Raw genomic sequence first — 18,951 nt, 5'->3', positions numbered from 1 at the left:
TTCCAGTGCGGCTCCGCCAGATCGGTGGCGCGCAAAAAGAAATAGGGGTGCGGCAAGGTGTCGGCATCGGTGAACTCGGCCACGCCCAAGGTCTCCACGTCGCCGGCGGCATTGACCAGGCTCCAGCGCACGTTGTCGGTGGCCTGGCCGACAAAGGTGTAGGAGCTGATGGTGTTGCCGAACGCGTCTACCTGGACAAACAGCTTTTCGGGCGCGCCCAGGCTCCAGTAAAGCACCGTTTGCGCCGGGCCGGACTGCGGTGTCAGCCACAGCGTTTGCAGGGCGTAACGCAGCGGTTCGCTGTAGCGGTAGTCGGTGGTGTGCCTGACATGCAGCTTCATGAAATAAGAACCCCCACGTTCGTTCGCTTCGCGTAACTCTCTGCCCCCCGAGGGGGCTGGCCTTGCTTGGGGCGGCCCGGCGCTGCGGCCATCGCCCCCACGTTCGTTCGCTTCGCGTAACTCTCTGCGCCCCGAGGGGGCTGGCCTTGTTGGGGGCGGCCCGGCGCTGCGGCCGCCGCGGCCTTATGCGGTTTCAAGTCGTGGCCGGAACGAGGAATTCACGGCTGATGTTGGCGCCGATTTCGTTCACCCGGTCCAGGAACTGGGTCAGGAAAGCATGCAGGCCGGTCGCCAGGATTTCGTCAATGCGGGCGTATTGCAGGTCGGCGCGCAGCTTGCCGGCGCGGCGCTGGGTGTCGCTCGATGCATCGCTGGTCACCATGGCCAGATTGCTCATGACCTCATTCAGGCAGGCCAGCAGCGAGCGCGGCATGTCGGCCCGCAAAATCAGCAGTTCGGCCACGCGCTCGGGCTTGATGACATCGCGGTACACCTTGCGATACACCTCGAAGCCGGACACGCTGCGCAAGATCGCGCTCCAGTGGTAAAAATCGTATTCTTGGTCGGCCTCGGCGCTGATGCCCAGAAAGTCGCCCTGGAAGCCATGAAACTTCACATCGACCAGCCGGGCCGTGTTGTCGGCGCGCTCCAGAAACGTGCCCAGGCGCAGAAAGTGAAACGCCTCGTCCTGCAGCATGGTGCCCAGGGTCACGCCGCGCGACAGGTGCGAGCGAAACTTGACCCATTCAAAAAACTGGCCGGGGTCGCGCTCAAAGTCGCCGTTGCGCAGCATGCGGATAACTTCGAGGTAGGTCTGGTTCTGGGTTTCCCAGACTTCGGTGGTCAGCGTGCCGCGCACCGCGCGGGCGTTTTCGCGGGCGTTTTTCAGGCACGAGATGATGCTGGAAGAGTTTTTCTCGTCGCGCACCATGAAGTCCATCACCTCGCGCGGATTGATGCTGTCGCCGTAGTGCTTGGCATAGGCGGGTTTGAGTTCACTGATGCTGAGCAGGCTTTGCCAGCCGCCCTGCGCCACGGCGGCAGTTTGCGGCAGCAGCGACGTTTGGTAGTTCACATCCAGCATGCGAGCGGTATTCTCGGCCCTTTCTGTATACCGGGACATCCAGAAAAGGTGGTCGGCAGTGCGAGACAGCATGATTAGTTTCCTCCGGCCTGTGACTGCGTTTGCGACTGTGTTTGCGACTGTGATGACATCGGTGGGGTGGGTCCGGCTTCCAGAATCCAGGTGTCCTTGGTGCCACCACCCTGCGACGAGTTGACGACCAGCGAACCGTCTTTCAGCGCCACCCGCGTCAGGCCACCAGGCACCATCTGCACCTCCTTGCCGCTTAGCACAAAGGGCCGCAAATCAATGTGGCGCGGCGCCACGCCGCTTTCCACATAGGTCGGGCAGGTCGACAGGCTCAGGGTGGGCTGGGCAATGTAGCCGGCAGGGTTGGCCAGCAGCGCCGCGCGGAACTCCTCGATCTCGGCCTGGGTCGAGGCCGGCCCGACCAGCATGCCGTAGCCGCCCGCGCCGTGCACCTCCTTGACCACCAGGTCTTTCAGGTTGGCCAGGGTGTACTTGAGGTCTTCCTCGTGGCGGCACATATAGGTCGGCACGTTTTTCAGGATGGGCTTTTCACCGAGGTAAAACTTGATCATCTTGGGCACATAGGGGTAGATCGACTTGTCGTCGGCCACGCCGGTGCCGATGGCGTTGCACAGCGCCACGTTGCCGCTGCGGTAGACGTTGAGCAGACCGGCGCAACCCAGCGTCGAAGTCGGGCGGAAGGCCAGCGGGTCGAGGAAGTCGTCATCGACGCGGCGGTAGATCACGTCCACCCGCCTGGGGCCGCGCGTGGTGCGCATGTACACGAAGTTGTCCTTGACGAACAAATCCTGGCCTTCGACCAGTTCCACGCCCATTTGCTGGGCCAGAAAGGCGTGCTCGAAATAGGCCGAGTTGTACATGCCCGGCGTCAGCACCACCACCGTCGGCTCGGCCGTGGCGGGCGGGGCCGAGGCACGCAATGTTTCGAGCAGCAGGTCGGGGTAATGCGCCACCGGCGCGACCCGGTTCTCGCTGAACAGTTCGGGAAACAGCCGCATCATCATCTTGCGGTCTTCCAGCATGTAGCTCACGCCGCTGGGCACGCGCAGGTTGTCTTCGAGCACGAAATACTCGCCCTCGCCCTGGGCATCGGGCGCGCGCACGATGTCGATGCCGCTAATGTGCGAGTAAATATTGCCCGGCACATCGACGCCCATCATCTCGGGGCGAAACTGCGAATTCTGGAAAATCTGCTCGGACGGAACCACGCCGGCCTTGATGATCTCCTGGCCGTGGTAGACATCGTGAATGAAGCGGTTCAGCGCGGTGACGCGTTGCACCAGGCCTTTTTCCATGCTGGCCCATTCGTGCGCCGGGATGATGCGGGGAATCAGGTCAAACGGAATCAGCCGCTCGGTGCCGGCGCCCTCTTCGTCCTTGGCGCCGTACACCGCAAAGGTGATGCCGACACGCCGAAAAATCATTTCCGCTTCGGCGCGGCGCGCCTGCATCGCATCGGCCGGCTGCCGCGCCAGCCAGCGCTGGTAGTTTTGATAATGCTCACGGACGCTGGACGCCGTCGCATTCATTTCATCAAACATCGGTCGGCTCATTGGCTTGGTCTCCAGCAAGGTTGTCGCATTCAATTGTTATGCCGTAGCTTAGCAAGTTATGCGCCAATTGAATCGGGTCGCCCTCTTTTTAAGGTGTGCTCAGCGGCCCATGATGCCAGTAACGCAGGGCCTGCTGCCGCTCGCAAGCGATGTCGCCGGGCTTGCTGCTTTGCCACAAAGCCGCCCCGCATTGCGATGACCTGACCAGCCGGATGCCGCGTTCCCGGTAACGCGCCACCACCGATTCGACCGGATGGCCAAAGCGGTTTCGGTAGCCCATCTGGGCCAGCGCCAGGCGCGGCTGCACCGCATCCAGAAACTGCGCACTCGAAGACGTCTTGCTGCCGTGGTGCGGCACCAGCAAAAAGTCGGCCTTCAGGCCGGCCAGCGTGGCGGGGTTGGCACTGCCGGCCAGCCGCAACTCTTGCGGGGCCTCGATATCGCCCACCAGCAAGGCCGTCTGGCGGCCGTTGGACACCCGCAGCACGCAGCTCATGGCATTGGATTTGTTCACCGTGTCATAGTCGCCCGCCTCCGGGTGCAGCACCTCAAACGAGACGCCGTCCCAGACCCAGCGCTGGCCGGCGACGCAGCGGGTGGACTTGCGCAGCGCCTGCAGTTCATGGCCGTCTTCAATCGAGCTGACCAGCGCCGCCTGCGGCTGCATCGCCAGCACGGCGGGGGCGCCGCCAATGTGGTCGCTGTCGCGGTGGCTCAGCATCAGCATGTCCAGCCGCTCACCCAGCGCGCGCAGCAGCGGCACCAGCACGCGGTGCCCGGCATCGCTTTCGCGCGAAAACCGTGGTCCGGTGTCATACAGCAGCGTGTGGCCGGCGGTGCGCACCAGCACCGCATTGCCCTGCCCGATGTCGGCGGCCAGCAGTTCAAACTGCCCGGCCTCCATGCGCGCCGGTTGCCACAGCAATACCGGCAACAGCAACGGAAGGCCCAGCAAGCGCCAATGCCAGGGCAGGCGCAGTGCCAGCAGCGCGCCTCCCAGCACACCGGCAACAGCGCACCACAACGGTGCAGCGGCCACACTGATGGAGGCCAGCGGCCAGCGGGCCAGCCACTGCAAATAAGCCGCCAGCAGGCCGACCGTCCAGGCCGCGGCATCCCATAGTGGTGCATGCAGCACGCCCAGCATGGCCAGCGGCGTGACCAGCAGCGTCACCCACGGAATCGCCACCGCGTTGGCCAGCAAACCGACCAGCGACACCTGGTTGAACAGCAGCAGCGACAAGGGCGTGAGCGCCAGCGTGACGACCCATTGCTCACGCGCGGCGCGCGCCAGCCCCGCGAGCGGTCTGGCCAGCCAGGACGGCCAAAATCTCCCTGGAGCCCCATTTTTTTGATCAAATTGTGCTCCAGCCCATACAGAACGCCCGCCATCTGCTCCTGAATCAGTAGCAAACAAAACTCCCACGGCCACAAACGACAGCCAGAACCCGGCCTGCAGCAGCGCCCACGGATCCAGCGCCACCACCACCGCCATGGCCAGCAGCCAGGTTTGCTGCCAGGGCCACTGCCGGCCGCTTTGGCGCAGCAGCACTACCGTTGCCAGCATCCAGATGGTGCGCTGGGCCGGCACACCCCAGCCTGAAAACAGCGCGTACAGGGCGGCCAGCAGCAAGCCGCCCCAGGCCCCGGCGCTGACCGCCGGAACCGCCAGGCACAAGCGCGGTGTCAGCCGGACAGAGCGCTGCCACAAGCCGCCAATCAGCAGCGAAGCGACCCAGGCAAACATGGTGATGTGCAGACCCGAAATACTCATCAGGTGGGCCACCCCGGTGGCGCGAAAGACGTCCCAGTCGGCGCGCTCAATCGCGTTCTGGTCGCCCACCACCAGCGCGGCAATCACGCCGGCCAGCTGCCGGTTGTCGATCCGCGCAAAAACCGCCTCCCGCACCGACTGGCGGGCGCGCTCCACGGGATGCGCCCAACTGCTGGAAAGCTTTGACGGCGGCTCATCATGCGGCCCGGCGCGTACATAGCCGGTGGCCTGAATGCCCTGCTCCCAGAGCCAGAGCTCATAGTCAAAGCCGTGGGGGTTGCTGTTGCCGTGCGGCGCCTTGAGCCGCACCGTCATCTGCCAGCGCTCGCCGGCGCGCAGGTTTTGCGGCTGGCGCTGCTGCTCCGGTGAAAACTCGGCCGGGTCATCGCTGCCCGTCAGCGCGGCTTTGGCCTCGCGCGCGCCAAAGCCGGCATACCAGCCCAGCAGGATTTGCGGCGGCAAGCTCACCGGCTGGCCGTTGATGCGGGCCGAGTCCAGCTGCAGGCGAAAGCGCACGGCGTCTTCGCTGCGCTGGGGCAGCGCCAGCACGGTGCCGGTCACCGCAATGTCGCGCCCTTCCAGCGCCGGGTTCAGGGTGGTGGTCTGAAACAGCGCAGCGCGCCAGCCCGTCTGGCCAAAGCCGAGCAGGGCCGCCAACACCATGGCAGCCAGGCTCGCGTTCAAAAAGGTTTTGCGCTTGACCGCGCCCGTGACCAAGGCGACCATGGCAAGGGCCGCAAGCAAGGCGTACCCGCCGCCGTGCCAAAGGGTGGCCTGCTGCAACTGCAGCGCCACGCCCGCGACGAAGCCGCTGAAAATCAGGCCGGGGCTTTTGAAGCCTGCCCACCGTGCGGCCAAAACAGGGTCGCCCAAAGCCGCCTCCTCCACTTGTTATTGATCTGAATCGGTCTGAACGCGATGCCGCCCTGTTCAACGGCGCAGCCCGTCAAAAAGCTGACAAACCGGGTTTGGCGCAGCTCTTGCTTGCCAAAACACGGTCGAACCATAGTAAGCTGATTGCAGCGGCCGCATGACCGGGCGGTCCGCCGATTCAGTGTCTGGCTTGGCACTGCACCCGTATCATTTTTTTAAAGCGAGGCTCCCTTGTCCATCCACGTTGCCCTGAGCCACATCACCCACTACCAATACGACCGCCCGGTCATGCTCGGCCCTCAGGTCGTGCGCCTGCGGCCGGCGCCGCACAGCCGGACCCGGGTGCTGTCGTACTCGCTCGGCATCGCGCCCGCCAAACACTTCATCAACTGGCAGCAGGACCCGTTTGCCAATTACCAGGCGCGGCTGGTGTTTCCCGAGCCGACGCGTGAATTCAAGGTCACGGTGGACCTGGTGGTGGAAATGGCGGTGTTCAACCCGTTTGATTTTTTTCTGGAGCCCAGCGCCGAGAAATTTCCTTTTGCCTACAGCGCCAGCCAGGCGCGAGAACTGGCGCCCTACCTGGCGAAGCTGCCGGCCACACCGCTGCTTAAACGCTATCTGGAGCAGACCGACCTCAGCCCCAGGCGCACCATCGACTTTCTGGTCGGCCTGAACCAGCGGCTGCAATCCGACATCAAGTACTCGATCCGCATGGAGCCCGGCGTGCAGACGCCCGAGGAAACGCTGGAACTGGCCTGCGGCTCCTGCCGCGATACCGGCTGGCTGATGGTTCAGCTATTTCGCCACCTCGGCCTGGCGGCACGTTTTGTATCGGGCTACCTGATCCAGCTCAAGGCCGATGTCAAGTCCCTCGACGGCCCGAGCGGCGCCGAAGCCGACTTCACCGACCTGCACGCCTGGTGCGAGGTGTTTTTGCCCGGCGCGGGCTGGGTCGGGCTGGACCCGACCTCCGGGCTGATGGCCGGCGAAGGCCACATCCCGCTGGCCTGCACGCCCGAGCCATCGAGTGCGGCGCCCATAGAAGGCGGCATGGACAAATGCGAGGTCGAGTTCGCGCACCACATGCAGGTCACCCGTATTTACGAATCGCCGCGCGTCACCAGCCCCTACAGCGAGGACCAGTGGCAGCAGGTGCTGGCGCTGGGCCAGGCGGTGGACCGGGACCTGTCGGCCGGTGATGTGCGGCTGACCATGGGTGGCGAGCCGACTTTTGTCGCCACCACCGACCGCGATGCGGCCGAGTGGAACATCGACGCGCTCGGGCCGACCAAGCGCGGCTACGCGACCGAGCTGGTGCAAAAGCTGCGCGCCGAATACGGTGAGGGCGGCTTTCTGCACTTTGGCCAGGGCAAGTGGTATCCCGGCGAGCAGTTGCCGCGCTGGGCACTGAGCATTTTCTGGCGCAAGGACGGCCAGCCGGTCTGGCAAAACCCGGCGCTGTTTGCCGATGAACGCCAGCCTTGCCAATACACCAGCGCCGACGCGCAGCGTTTTGTGCAGACGCTGGCCAGCAGGCTGGGCCTGGCCACCGACTACATCACGCCGGGTTTTGAAGACACCTGGTACTACCTGTGGCGCGAGCGGCGCCTGCCGGTCAATGTGGACCCGTTCGATTCGCGGCTGGATGACGCGATGGAGCGCGAACGCCTGCGCCGACTGTTCATGCAGGGGCTGGACTCGGTGGTGGGCTATGTGCTGCCGCTGCAAACGCATGAGGCCAGGTTGGCCAAAGAGGCGAAGGCAAACCCGGCAAGTCCACCACCCCCGCCCGTGCTGGCGGGCTCCAGGTGGACCACCGGCCCGTGGTTCTTCCGTGATGAACGCATGTATCTGATGCCGGGCGACTCGCCCATGGGCTACCGGCTGCCGCTGGACTCGGTGCCCTGGGTCTCCAAGACCGACTACCCTTACATGATCGAGGCCGACCCGTTTGCGCCGCGCCAGGATCTGCCGCCCACCGCGGCCCTGGCCGCGCCCTACCTGACCGGTCATGCCGCGCCGACCGAAGCCAGCCGCGTGATGCAATTCCGGCCCGCTGACCATGTCGCTGGCAGCCCGGCCAGCGCACCGTCAACGCCGGGCAACAGCCGCGCACCCAAGGCCTTTGAATCCGCCGCCTGGCTGACCCGCACGGCGCTGTGCGTCGAGGTGCGCGACCCGGCGCGCGCCAGTGGGCCGAAAGACAAGCCCAAAGACAAGCCCAAGGCCGACCCCGACAGCAAAGCCAACCAGAGCGGTCGCGGTGAGACCGGCGCGCTCTACATCTTCATGCCGCCGCTGGAGCGGCTCGAAGACTACCTCGACCTGCTGGCCGCCGTGGAAGCCACCGCGCAGGCGCTGTCCTTGCGCATCGTGCTCGAAGGCTACCCGCCACCACGCGACCCGCGCCTGAAAATGCTGCAGGTCACGCCTGACCCTGGCGTGATTGAAGTCAACATTCACCCGGCTTACAACTGGGGCGAGCTGGTCGAGCACACCGAGTTTCTCTACAAGATTGCGCATGAAACCCGGCTCTCGGCCGAGAAGTTCATGACCGATGGCCGCCACACCGGCACCGGCGGCGGCAACCACTTTGTGCTGGGCGGCGCCACGCCGGCCGACAGCCCGTTTCTGCGCAAGCCCGAGCTGCTGGGCAGCCTGATTGCCTACTGGCACAACCACCCGTCGCTGAGTTATCTGTTCTCGGGCATGTTCATTGGCCCGACCAGCCAGGCGCCGCGCGTGGACGAGGCGCGCAACGACCAGTTATACGAGCTTGAAATTGCCCTGCGCGAGATTGCAGCCTTCCGCGAGAAATACGGCAGTTCCACCGCCGGGCCGCCCCAAGGTGGAACAGCCCCCTCGGGGGGCAGCGACCCACACGCAGTGGCGGAGCGTGGGGGCGATGTCTACATGCCGCCGTGGATTGTCGACAGGACTCTAAGAAATATCCTCGTCGACGTGACCGGCAATACCCACCGCAGCGAGTTCTGCATTGACAAGATGTACTCGCCCGATTCGGCTACCGGGCGGCTCGGCCTGCTGGAACTGCGCGCCTTTGAAATGCCGCCGCATGCGCGCATGAGCATTGCCCAGCAGCTGCTGCTGCGCGCCCTGGTGGCGCGCTTCTGGAACAAGCCCTACCACGGCCGCATGACGCGCTGGGGCACCGAGCTGCATGACCGCTTTTTGCTGCCCAGCCTGATCCGCGCGGATTTTGCCGACGTGCTGACCGAGCTGCGCGAGGCCGGTTACGCCTTTGACATGGCCTGGTTCGAGCCGCATTTTGAATTCCGCTTCCCGATGATCGGCCAGGTCAAGGCCAACAGCATCGAGCTGACCTTGCGCAGCGCGCTGGAGCCCTGGCATGTGATGGGCGAGGAAGGCTCGGCCGGCGGCACGGTGCGTTATGTCGATTCCTCGCTGGAGCGGGTCGAAGTGCATGTGACCGGGCTGAACGACAACCGTTATGTGGTCACCGTCAATGGCCGGGCGCTGCCGCTGCAAAGCACCGGGCGTGTCGGCGAATACGTGGCCGGCGTGCGCTACAAGGCCTGGAACCCGCCGTCGGCGCTGCACCCCTCGATTGGCGTGCATGCGCCGCTGACCTTTGACATTGTGGACACCTGGATGGAGCGCTCGCTCGGTGGCTGCCAATACCACGTCGCGCATCCGGGCGGGCTCAGCTATGACACCTTGCCGGTCAACTCGTTTGAAGCCGAAAGCCGCCGGCTGAACCGCTTTTTCCGCATGGGCCATACCCCCGGCAAAATGCAGGTCAGCCCGGCGCAGCCGAGCCGGGAGTTTCCTTTCACGCTGGATCTGCGCTAACAAGGCGCCTCTCATCAGCCCGTCTTATGCCCGGCGTATTTCGATGATTCGACGGCCGCGCCGGCGCTGAAAGGGCCGCAATGCGGCGGCCGGAGTGCGCGGGGGACGGGGCCGCAGGCATACTTGCATACCGTGGAAAACAACACCCCGTCACTTTTTGCAGGACTGGCGCTGGAGGCGCCCGAGGCGCTGGCCCTGGCGCTCGCGCCGCATGCCGCCGCTGGCCATTTTGACGAGTTGCGCGGGCGCAGCCAGGCCGCCGCGCCCGCCGCCGCGCAGGAAGCTCTGGCCCCCCAATGGACGCGGTTTTTCAACTTTCTGGGCAGCGACGGCTTTCATGACCTGAACCACCGCAGCGCCAACCTGCATCGCCAGATCCGCGACAACGGCGTGACCTACAACGTCTATGCCGATGCCGACGGCCCGCAGCGGCCCTGGTCGCTGGACCTGTTTCCGATGATGGTGTCGGCCAGCGACTGGACCAAGATTGAAACCGGCATCCAGCAGCGCGCGCGCCTGCTGGATCGCGTGATGGCCGATATTTACGGCCCGCAGCAATTGCTGCAAGAAGGTTTTCTGCCGAGCGCGCTGGTGCATGGCCACCCCGGCTACCTGCGTGCCATGCGCGGCGTGCCGGCGGCCGGTGGCACCTATCTGCACATTGCCGCCTTCGACCTAGCGCATGGCCCCAAGGGCCAGTGGTCGGTGGTCTCGCAGCGCACCCAGGCGCCGTCTGGCCTGGGCTACCTGCTGGAAAACCGCCTGACGATTTCCCGGCTGTTTCCCGAAGCCTTTCGCGAAATGAAGGTGCAGCGGCTGGCCGATGCCTACAAGGCCCTGGTCGATGGCCTGAAGGCGATGAGCACGGCCAACAGCGCCAGCGAGGAAAGCCGGGTGGTGCTGCTCACCCCCGGCCCCTACAACGAAACCTATTTTGAGCACGCCTACCTGGCGCGCTTTCTGGGCCTGACCCTGGTCGAGGGCAGCGACCTGCTGGTGCGCGATGACCGGCTCTACCTGAAAACCCTGCGCGGCCTGGAGCCGGTGCATGGCCTGCTCAAGCGGCTGGACGATGAGTTTCTCGATCCGCTGGAGCTGCGCTCCGACTCCACCCTGGGTGTGCCCGGCCTGCTGCAGGCGATACGCACCGGCAATGTGCTGGTGGCCAACACGCCGGGTTCGGCCTTCCTGGAGTCACCGGCCCTGCTCGGTTTTTTGCCGGCACTGTCCCGCCATCTGCTGGGTGAAACGCTGGCCCTGCCCTCGCTGTCCACCTGGTGGTGCGGCGAGCAGGCCGTCATGCAGGACGTGCTGGGCCAGCTCAAGGACAGCGTGATCAAGCCCACCTACCCTGGCACCGGCATGGAGTCCATCATTGGCCACACCCTGTCACGGCGCGCGCTGGACGAGTGGGCCGGCCGCATCCTGCGCCGGGGTGAGGAATACACGGTGCAGGCCTACAGGCCACTGTCCCAGACCCCAACCTGGCAGGGCGAGAAAATCGCCCCGCGCTCGGCCATGCTGCGGGTGTTTGCGGTGGCCGACGGCAACGGCTCGTGGCAGGTGCTGCCGGGCGGCCTGGCCCGGCTGGCCGGCAAAAACCAGAACATGGCCTCGATGCAGCACGGCGGCAGCAGCGCCGATGTATGGGTGCTGGGCGCGCTGCCCGCCACCGCGACAACCGCCCACCCCGAGCCCGCCGCAACCAGAGCCGATTACACAGCCGCATCGCGCCCCGAACAGCCCGCGCCGGCCTGGTCGGCCACGCCGCTGCGCCACCGCCGCCCCGTGACCAGCCGCGCCGCCGAAAACCTGTTCTGGCTGGGCCGCTACACCGAGCGCGCCGAAAACGCCACCCGGCTGGCCCAGCTCAGCCTGCAATGCCTGGGCGGCGAAGACCAGACCTCGGAGGCGCTGCTGGACTGGCTGACGCGCATGGCGGTGAGCAACGGACTGGTGCTCGACGCCGTGCCGCCAGCCACCCAGGCGCGCCGCGTCTTTGAACGCGCCCTGATCGCCAACCTGGCCGACACCAGTCAGGCCACCAGCGTGGGCTACAACCTGCAGGCGCTCAAGGGCACGGCCTCGGCGGTGCGCGAACGCCTGTCGCAGGAGCAGTGGCATGTGATGGTGCGCGCCGAGGCCGACTTTTTTCACCGCTGCAAGCTGTTCAGCAGTGCCACCGCGGCGCCGCATTCGCCCGAGTACTCATCGGTGGAAGCGCTGCGGGCGCTGGAGTCGGTCAGCAGTTTTCTGGCCGCCATGACGGGCGCGCAAAGCGACCGCATGACCCGCGACGACGGCTGGCGGCTGCTCAGCCTGGGCCGCATGATAGAGCGGCTCAGCACCCTGTCGGCCGCGCTGGTGCACGGTTTTGAAACGGCATCGGTGTTTGAGGAAGGCGGCTTTGGCGCCATGGTGGCGCTGTTTGACAGCACCATCACCTTTCACGCGCAGTACCAGCAGCGGCGCGACATTGCGGCCCTGCTCGACCTGCTGGTGCTGGACCGTGACAACCCGCGCTCGCTGGGCTGGGTGGTGCAGACCCTGAGCGGGCGTCTGGCCAAGCTCGCCAGCAGCACGCCGGGCGATCTGCCCGATCTGGCACGGGAGCTGCCCGACCCGGGCAGCTGGACGCTGGCCGAATTGTGCGCTAGCGCGCAAGCCCCTCAAAACCCCGCTGAGCAGGATGGCGAGGCGGTTGCGGCGCCTGGCCCGGCGCAATACGACCACCTGACGGATCTGCTGGCGCAATGCTGCGAGGCGGCACTGGCCTTGTCCGACAGCCTGAGCCGGCGCTATTTCAGCCATGCCGCTTCGGGCAGCCACAGCCTGGGAGCCTGAATCCATGCTGCTTCATGTGGTCCACGAAACCCGTTACCGCTACAGCCCTGCGGTGGTGAACGCGCACCACATGCTGCATCTCAAACCGGCCAGCCGGGGCGGGCAGACGCTGCTGAACTACGCCTTGCGCGTGGACCCGGCGCCGGTGCAGTTGCGCGACGCCCTTGATACCTACGGCAATACCCGCAGCTACTTTTCGCTGCAGGCGGCCCACGAGCGCCTGAGCGTGGTGGCCGACAGCCTTGTTTCGACCTCGAAAGCCACGCTTTCTCCGGCGCAGAGGCTGGCGTCGCTGCCCTGGGAAAAGGTGCGTGAGCAGTTTCGCTACCGCGCCCAAGCCGCCTACGACAGCGCCTCCGAGTTTCTGTTTGCCTCGCCCTATGTGCCGCGCGACGATGCCTTTGTGCAGTTTGCCCGCCCCAGCTTTTTGCCGGGCCGCCCGCTGCTGGAGGCGGCGCACGAGCTGATGCAGCGCATTCACAGCAGCATGCGCTATGAGAGCGACAGCACCGAGGTCGGCACGCCGGCGCTGCAGGCGCTGCACCAGGGCCGGGGGGTTTGCCAGGATTTCGCGCACATCATGGTCGCCTGCTGCCGCGCCATGGGCTTGCCGGCGCGCTATGTCAGCGGCTACCTGCTGACCAAGCCGCCGCCCGGCCAGCCGCGCCTGATTGGCAGCGACGCCTCCCACGCCTGGGCCTCGGTGTATTGCCCGGCCCTGCGGCAGTGGCTGGACTTTGACCCCACCAACAACCGGGCACCGGGCGAAGACTATGTAACGCTGGCCACCGGTCGTGATTTCCTCGATGTGTCGCCTATGCGCGGCGTGATCCGCGGCGGCGCGCAGCACATTCTGGATGTTGCGGTGACGGTGGAGCCGCTGCAAGCTGAAGCGCCTGGCCTCGGCGCCTGACGCGAGACCGGCAATGACGCTGCAGAGCCCGGTTTCAAAATGCTATGTTTTTAATAGCTGTCTACGCCCGCTGTTAAAGGGCCAGGCAGGGTTTTCATCCACTTTCAAGCCCCATTATTCACCATCATTCACCACCTCAAAGGAAAACGCCATGAGCACCAGCGCCCAGACCATCTACGAAAAACTCGAAGCCCTCAACATCACGCTGCCCGCCGTGGCGGCGCCGGCGGCGGCCTACCTGCCCTTCGTGCAGACCGGCAAGCTGGTGTTTTTGAGCGGCCACCTGGCCAAAAAAGACGGCAAGGTCATCGTCGGCCAGTTGGGCAAGAACATCACGACCGAGGAAGGCAAGGCCGCCGCGCGCGCCATTGCCATCGACCTGATGGGCACCCTGCACGCCGCCGTCGGCGACCTGGGCAAGGTCAGGCGCATCGTCAAGCTGATGAGCCTGGTCAACTCGACGCCCGACTACACCGAGCAGCATCTGGTGACCAACGGCGCCAGCGAACTGCTGGGCGACATCTTTGGCGATGCCGGCAAACATGCCCGCAGCGCGTTCGGCGTGGCCCAAGTCCCGCTGGGCGCCTGCGTCGAGATCGAGTTGATTGCCGAGGTCGCCTGACAAGGCCGTAAAATATTTCGTCCCCGACGCAATTCGGGGGCAGCGTTCTCAGGGCGGGGCGAAATTCCCCACCGGCGGTGTTTGCTACAACCCAGCATCAGCCCGCGAGCGCCCGGCCTTCAAAAAGCCGGGGTCAGCAGATTCGGTTCAACTCCGAAGCCGACGGTCACAGTCCGGATGAAAGAGAGCGCGATCTTGACGGCTTGCACCTCTCGCGTAATTTTTTACGTGAACGCGGATGCACGCTGCGATGTCGTGCGCCCTGATTCTGGTATCACCTAGCTTGAGGCATCCATGAGTCAGTCACAGTCAGTTCCATCTTCCAGTTATCCCGCAACTCCCGGCGAGGCCACCCCGACCCTGCGGCCTGCTACGCAATTGGCGCGGTTTGCCTTCATTCAATCCTCTTGGCACGAAGACATTGTGAGCCAGGGTCGCACCGCGTTTCTGGCCGAAATGGTCCGGCAAGGTGTGGCCCCCGAGGCTGTCGACCTGTTTGCAGTGCCCGGCGCCTTCGAAATTCCATTGCACGCCAAAAAGCTGGCCCAGTCAGGTCGTTATACGGCCATCGTGACCTGCGGTCTGGTGGTGGATGGCGGCATTTACCGCCATGACTTCGTGGCCGGTGCGGTCATTGACGCCCTCATGGCCATCCAGCTGGACACCGGTGTACCGGTATTTTCAGCGGTGCTGACACCGCAGCATTTCCACGAGCACGAAGAACACCGGCGCTTTTTTACCGAGCACTTTCTGACCAAGGGCAAGGAAGTGGCCCAGGCCTGCCTGCAGACGGTGGCCAGCTTGGCAAAAGTTGAGGCACTTTTGCTATCAAATAAATAGCTAATGATGCCCATTCTTCAAGGGGGATGGGCATAAACGCCATAGAAAAGTCCAGCCATCGCGGGTTATCGGACGGCGGCGGCTTCTTTTCCCGCCTCTTTTCCTGCCGGCGGTTCGCCGTTGGCATGTGATCGCGCTTCCAGGTACGACAACAGGGAGGCCACGTCGTCCGTGCCCAGCTCCAGGTTGGGCATTCGAACCTGCCGATATTTCTTGAACAGGCTGGTCGCGACCGGATCGCCTTCGGCCAGCATCTGCTCCGGTTGCGCCAGGTAGCGGGCCAGCCAGCCGCGCTGGCGCCGCGACGTCACGCCCATCAGGTCGGGCCCGAGCCGGTCACCGGCGCCAATCGTGTGGCACGCCGCGCAGCGGCTCTGGAACAGGAACTGGCCCTTGTCGAGGTCCAGCGGTCGCGCCTCGGCATAGCTCCGGTCCGCCTTAGGGTCGCGCCAGCCCAGGAAATTGCCGATCGTCGTGGCGAGAAACTGCGGATTGTCCATCGCCGAATTCCGCATCCACAGCCCCGAGCCCACATTGCCCACCATCAGGCTGGCACTGTGGCCGTCCTTGCTGACCGCATCGCTGGCGCGGGACAGGCCCAGCTTGCGGCTGATCAGCTGGATGTCCGCTTCCTTGCCGGAGAGAAACAGCCAGCCCGGCCCGACACCAAACTTCTGCGCATAGGCCTTGTTCTCCTTGGGCGTGTCCCAGGGGTCGATGGCGATCGAATAGAAGAAGATGTCCTTGCCCATGCGCGCGCCGAACAATTTCTGCAGCTGCACCAGCTTGGCGGTCTCCAGCGGGCAGATGTCCTGGCAGCTGGTGTAAAAAAGGTTGATCGCCACCGATTTGCCCTTGATCAGGTCATCGTAGAAGCGCACCGTCTTGCCGTCCTGGGTGGTCAGGACAGCGTTCGGGAAATAGTCCGCGCCCCACGGCGTGGCGGCCCGCGACGGGCCGCTGGCCAGCCAGGCCGTCGCGCCCGCGATCACGGCAAGCCCCGCCGCTTTCCATACCCACTGTCTGGCTGTCATGGCAAGTCCTTTCATGGCCTTCAAAAAGGCATGGCCTGGCTCTCTCGCGAGGCCCGCACCAGGTACGCCTGCACCCGGCTGCGGCGCGATCAGCCAGGCCGGTTCGGACTGATCCGCACCGGCGTCGTCGTCATTCCCCTGGCCGCGCTGTAGTAAACGCCAAAAGACGCCGTTGCCGAACGCGCCAGCAACAGGTTGCCGTCGGCTACAAAGGGGAAACTGAGCTCGACCGGGTCGAACGCCAGCAGCGGCCGGTGCAGGATGGCCTGGCTAGACACCAGGTAAGTTTTTCCGCTGCGCAGGCCTTTTCCCCTGATATTGCCGAGGTCGACGATGATCTCCAGCACCGGCGGCGCGCCAAAGACCGTGTCGTGGACCACCTTGCCGCTGATGCTCGCCTGCCCGGTGAAGACGACCGCCTCGGCGGCGCCACCGCTTCCTCCGACCGCGCCAACAACCGCCGCCACGACGGTGTTCTCAAGAACGGGGTCAGCCGCCGCGCTGTTCCCCCAGCCCGGCATCCCCAACACCAAGGCAAGCGCGGTGATCACGGAGGCCCGCAACGCAGGCAAGACAGGTCGATGCATCGTTTTCATGATTCGCTCCATCGTGGGTGGGTTTTCCTTGCCAGGGCCGGCCGCGTTGGCAAGCCCGGCATTGAGTCATAAAGCGCTCTTCAGAATGTCGGTTGGCGACTGGAAGGTCACGCCTTGCGGCGTCGGAATCGGGGTCGGCAGCGGCTTGAGGATGGGCGTGCCCAGGCTGTCGATTTCCCAGCGCAACAGCATGGCGTTGTCCTCGTGCACGGTGTTGTGGCAGTGCTCCATGAACATGCCGCCCCAGTCGCGAAATTGCAGGGTGATCCTGATGCTGCCGCCCGGTCGCAACCGGTAGACATCCTTGCGCCCCTTCTCCCAGGCCGGCACCTTGCTGGCACTGCCGTCGCGCGCGAGGATCTGGCCCTCCTCGAAGTGGATGTGGATCGGATGATCCCAGCCGCCGCCGCCGTTCCTGAGCGTCCATATCTCCCGGGTGCCGGCCTTGGGCGCGGCCGAGACGCGGCCAAAATCGGCGGCCAGCATGTCGCCGCCATCGGTCTTGATGCCCCAGGGCCCCAGGGCCGACGACACCGGATCATTGGTGCTCTTCCTGGCGCCGCGCCCGAACTCGAACACCCGCTCGCGCGCCACGGGAATGGCCGACAGGTCGGGGTTGGGGATCAGGACGCCAGGCACCTGGCTGTTGTCCGGGTAGGCCGCATCGCGCACCACCCTGAACTCGAGGAACCTGCCGACACAGGGATCGGCCGACTGGCCTGACACCGCTTCGGACAGCCTCAGGTCTTTTGCCACCCGCCTGCCGTCCTGGTGCTCGGCCAGATTGACCAGATGGACCCTGGTCCCGTTGCTGTAGCGCGAAAAATCGATCACGATGTCATAGCGTTCGGCAATGCCCATCTCGTCCAGTTCGGTCAGCAGCACCGGTTTCGGCAGCAGGTTGCCATCGTTGCCGATCTGGATCATCGGCGAGCCGTCGCTCAGCGCCAGCTTGAAAAAGCGCGACACCGAGGCATTGAGAATGCGAAAGCGATACTTGCGCCGCTCCACATTGAAAAACGGCTTCCAGGCCAGGTTCACCGTCATCTGGTCGCCCAGGAAACCGTCGAAGTCGAAAATGTCGAAGAGCATCTGGCCATCCTGGCCCCAGGCCTTGTCGGCCAGCAGCAGGTTGATGTCGTAGTCGAGGTTGCCCCAGCTCTTGGCGATGCCGCTGGGCAGGCGCAGATTGACGCCATCGTTGATCTCCTCGTTGCCGCGGTCCAGCGCGCTGTAGATGTTGAACATCGCGGCGATGCCCTTGTAAACGTTCTGCGAGGTGAAGCTGAACATGTGGTCGTGAAACCAGTGCGTGCTCATGGTTTCGTGCCAGTCGCCGGGTACTTTGGTGATGCCGCCGCTGTCATTGGGGCTGCCGGCCTTCGGGTCCGTGGCATCGGCATTGATGGTCTTGAAGCCGGCCAGCACGATCGGCCAGTGGTAGTCGTAGAACTGGCCCGGATAGAAATAGGCGCCGGTGAAGCCGTCGTTCTCGGCGCCATGATGGCCGTTGTGCTCGTGGGTAGAGATCGTGTGGATGCCGAACCCGCCGTTTTGGGACTGCACCACGGGCAACCGGTTGTGGTGCCTAAACAGGATGGGCTCACCGTATCGGCCCTGGAGCAGCTTGGGCGGTATGGTGCCGTTGAAGGTCCAGAACCTGTCCGGATTCTGGTCGGGCATCCTGAAATGGAAGTAGGGCTCACAATTCTGCCCGGTGGCGTCGAAGTCGCAATTGAGTTGCGACGCAACCTCAGGCCGGTAGTTGCCCGCAACGTTCAATTGCGCGCCCCTCTGGAAAACCTCATAAGCCACCCGCGGCGCGAACCGGGGGTCATTCCAGCCCTGATGCGCCCAGATCGGTCCTGGCGGGCGTCCTTCTATGGGCCCGGTATCACCGGGATACACCCCCGGCAGCAAGGGATCGAGAACCTGCTGGGTCTGGTTGGCCTGCTCCGTCGGGTACGGCGCCAGCGACGATACGGGCTGTCGCGGCAGTACATCGAAGCGCAACATCGGAAAGGTAAATGGCAATGCACCAAACAGCGGACTCGACGGCACGCCGGTCGGAATCGCGCCCCAGGCCTTGGCCATGAACGGACTCAGGCCATGCTTGCACGCCAGCAGCCCGCCCGTGGTAAACAGCCCCCATTTGAAGAGTTCGCGCCGCGAAACCTGCCCGTGGGACAACGCCTGGACGATTTCGAGCCGATTTTGCCTGGCCTTTTCGGCCTCCCGCAGGTCTGCCGGCGATGCGCGTGTGGACAGATACATGATGCCACCTCGACTTGATTGGGATCACATTCACAGGTTTACGCAGTCGAACAGTCACACAAGGAAACCTGAATTACAAAAACTTGTTCTGTTTTTCAATGGACCTGCTTGCAATTCTTCGCGCATTACTGCCCGGTTTCAATCCCCCATATTGGTGATGACCGCAGGGGCGGTCTGGTGTGAATCCCTGAAGCATCAAAAAGCGCAGACAGGCGACCCGGCCCGTGCCCGCGGCACCAGCGGCTCTCCAGACCTGCTTTTTGGGCGGCGATTCTGCCTCTAGCCCAGGCTTTTCCTTTGTTGCTTGCTATAAGTTTGATAGCATCAACAGGTCGCCGT

General features: G+C 64.6%; 12 protein-coding genes and 1 riboswitch. Of the genes, 5 read left to right on the top strand and 7 right to left on the bottom strand.

The genetic code is table 11. The features are described 5' to 3' along the window. The 4 genes from RMO23_RS06220 to RMO23_RS06205 form a co-directional block, all read right to left on the bottom strand. A partial coding sequence (locus RMO23_RS06220; protein ID WP_309679554.1) for a transglutaminase N-terminal domain-containing protein occupies positions 1–341 on the bottom strand: 341 nt, incomplete at its 3' end. Between the two features lie 193 nt (positions 342–534). After that, entirely contained in the window at positions 535–1,497 is a 963-nt protein-coding gene (locus RMO23_RS06215) for an alpha-E domain-containing protein (RefSeq protein ID WP_309679552.1), read from the bottom strand. Between the two features lie 2 nt (positions 1,498–1,499). Continuing rightward, positions 1,500–3,008, bottom strand: a complete 1,509-nt coding sequence (locus tag RMO23_RS06210; RefSeq protein ID WP_309679550.1) for a circularly permuted type 2 ATP-grasp protein — start codon at positions 3,006–3,008, stop codon at positions 1,500–1,502. A gap of 88 nt (positions 3,009–3,096) precedes the next feature. After that, positions 3,097–5,655, bottom strand: coding sequence for a DNA internalization-related competence protein ComEC/Rec2 (locus RMO23_RS06205; protein WP_309679548.1), 2,559 nt, complete (start codon positions 5,653–5,655; stop codon positions 3,097–3,099). A gap of 231 nt (positions 5,656–5,886) precedes the next feature. Here RMO23_RS06205 and RMO23_RS06200 point away from each other — a divergent pair, with 231 nt between their 5' ends. The 5 genes from RMO23_RS06200 (at position 5,887) to RMO23_RS06180 (ending at position 14,708) form a co-directional block, all read left to right on the top strand. Further along, positions 5,887–9,489, top strand: coding sequence for a transglutaminase family protein (locus RMO23_RS06200; RefSeq protein ID WP_309679546.1), 3,603 nt, complete (start codon positions 5,887–5,889; stop codon positions 9,487–9,489). 132 nt (positions 9,490–9,621) lie between these two features. Beyond that, the gene (locus RMO23_RS06195; RefSeq protein WP_309679544.1) at positions 9,622–12,333 is read left to right on the top strand and encodes a circularly permuted type 2 ATP-grasp protein; all 2,712 of its coding nucleotides are present in this window, start codon (positions 9,622–9,624) and stop codon (positions 12,331–12,333) included. A 4-nt stretch (positions 12,334–12,337) separates the two neighbouring features. After that, a complete protein-coding gene (locus RMO23_RS06190) occupies positions 12,338–13,246 on the top strand; it encodes a transglutaminase family protein (protein ID WP_309679542.1) in 909 nt (302 codons plus the stop codon). A gap of 151 nt (positions 13,247–13,397) precedes the next feature. Next, entirely contained in the window at positions 13,398–13,868 is a 471-nt protein-coding gene (locus RMO23_RS06185; protein WP_309679540.1) for a RidA family protein, read from the top strand. Positions 13,869–13,908: 40 nt separating this feature from the next. Continuing rightward, positions 13,909–14,061, top strand: a riboswitch (FMN riboswitch). A gap of 101 nt (positions 14,062–14,162) precedes the next feature. Next, the gene (locus RMO23_RS06180) at positions 14,163–14,708 is read left to right on the top strand and encodes a 6,7-dimethyl-8-ribityllumazine synthase (protein ID WP_309679538.1); all 546 of its coding nucleotides are present in this window, start codon (positions 14,163–14,165) and stop codon (positions 14,706–14,708) included. A 65-nt stretch (positions 14,709–14,773) separates the two neighbouring features. Here the strand turns inward: RMO23_RS06180 and RMO23_RS06175 are convergent, their stop codons facing one another. The 3 genes from RMO23_RS06175 to RMO23_RS06165 all read right to left on the bottom strand — a co-directional run bounded on the left by RMO23_RS06175 (position 14,774) and on the right by RMO23_RS06165 (position 18,612). Then, positions 14,774–15,742: an SCO family protein gene (locus RMO23_RS06175; protein WP_309679536.1), complete on the bottom strand. Its 969-nt coding sequence runs from the start codon at positions 15,740–15,742 to the stop codon at positions 14,774–14,776. Between the two features lie 89 nt (positions 15,743–15,831). Continuing rightward, positions 15,832–16,338, bottom strand: coding sequence for a hypothetical protein (locus tag RMO23_RS06170; protein WP_309679534.1), 507 nt, complete (start codon positions 16,336–16,338; stop codon positions 15,832–15,834). A 66-nt stretch (positions 16,339–16,404) separates the two neighbouring features. Beyond that, positions 16,405–18,612 carry a multicopper oxidase domain-containing protein gene (locus RMO23_RS06165; protein WP_309679532.1) on the bottom strand — a complete coding sequence of 736 codons (2,208 nt, stop codon included), beginning with the start codon at positions 18,610–18,612 and terminating at the stop codon, positions 16,405–16,407. Positions 18,613–18,951 lie beyond the last annotated feature (339 nt).

The organism is Polaromonas sp., from assembly GCF_031411155.1.
GTDB lineage: Bacteria > Pseudomonadota > Gammaproteobacteria > Burkholderiales > Burkholderiaceae_C > Polaromonas.
The sequence above is the reverse complement of the archived record's forward strand: the minus strand, read 5'-3'. Positions and strand labels throughout refer to the sequence as shown.

Bases quoted from the DNA above. Each gene is read 5' to 3' on its own strand.
- RMO23_RS06215 (WP_309679552.1), bottom strand. From the start codon at position 1,497: ATGCTGTCTCGCACTGCCGACCACCTTTTCTGGATGTCCCGGTATACA.
- RMO23_RS06175 (WP_309679536.1), bottom strand. From the start codon at position 15,742: ATGACAGCCAGACAGTGGGTATGGAAAGCGGCGGGGCTTGCCGTGATC.
- RMO23_RS06185 (WP_309679540.1), top strand. From the start codon at position 13,398: ATGAGCACCAGCGCCCAGACCATCTACGAAAAACTCGAAGCCCTCAAC.
- RMO23_RS06165 (WP_309679532.1), bottom strand. From the start codon at position 18,612: ATGTATCTGTCCACACGCGCATCGCCGGCAGACCTGCGGGAGGCCGAA.
- RMO23_RS06190 (WP_309679542.1), top strand. From the start codon at position 12,338: ATGCTGCTTCATGTGGTCCACGAAACCCGTTACCGCTACAGCCCTGCG.
- RMO23_RS06210 (WP_309679550.1), bottom strand. From the start codon at position 3,008: ATGAGCCGACCGATGTTTGATGAAATGAATGCGACGGCGTCCAGCGTC.
- RMO23_RS06180 (WP_309679538.1), top strand. From the start codon at position 14,163: ATGAGTCAGTCACAGTCAGTTCCATCTTCCAGTTATCCCGCAACTCCC.
- RMO23_RS06170 (WP_309679534.1), bottom strand. From the start codon at position 16,338: ATGAAAACGATGCATCGACCTGTCTTGCCTGCGTTGCGGGCCTCCGTG.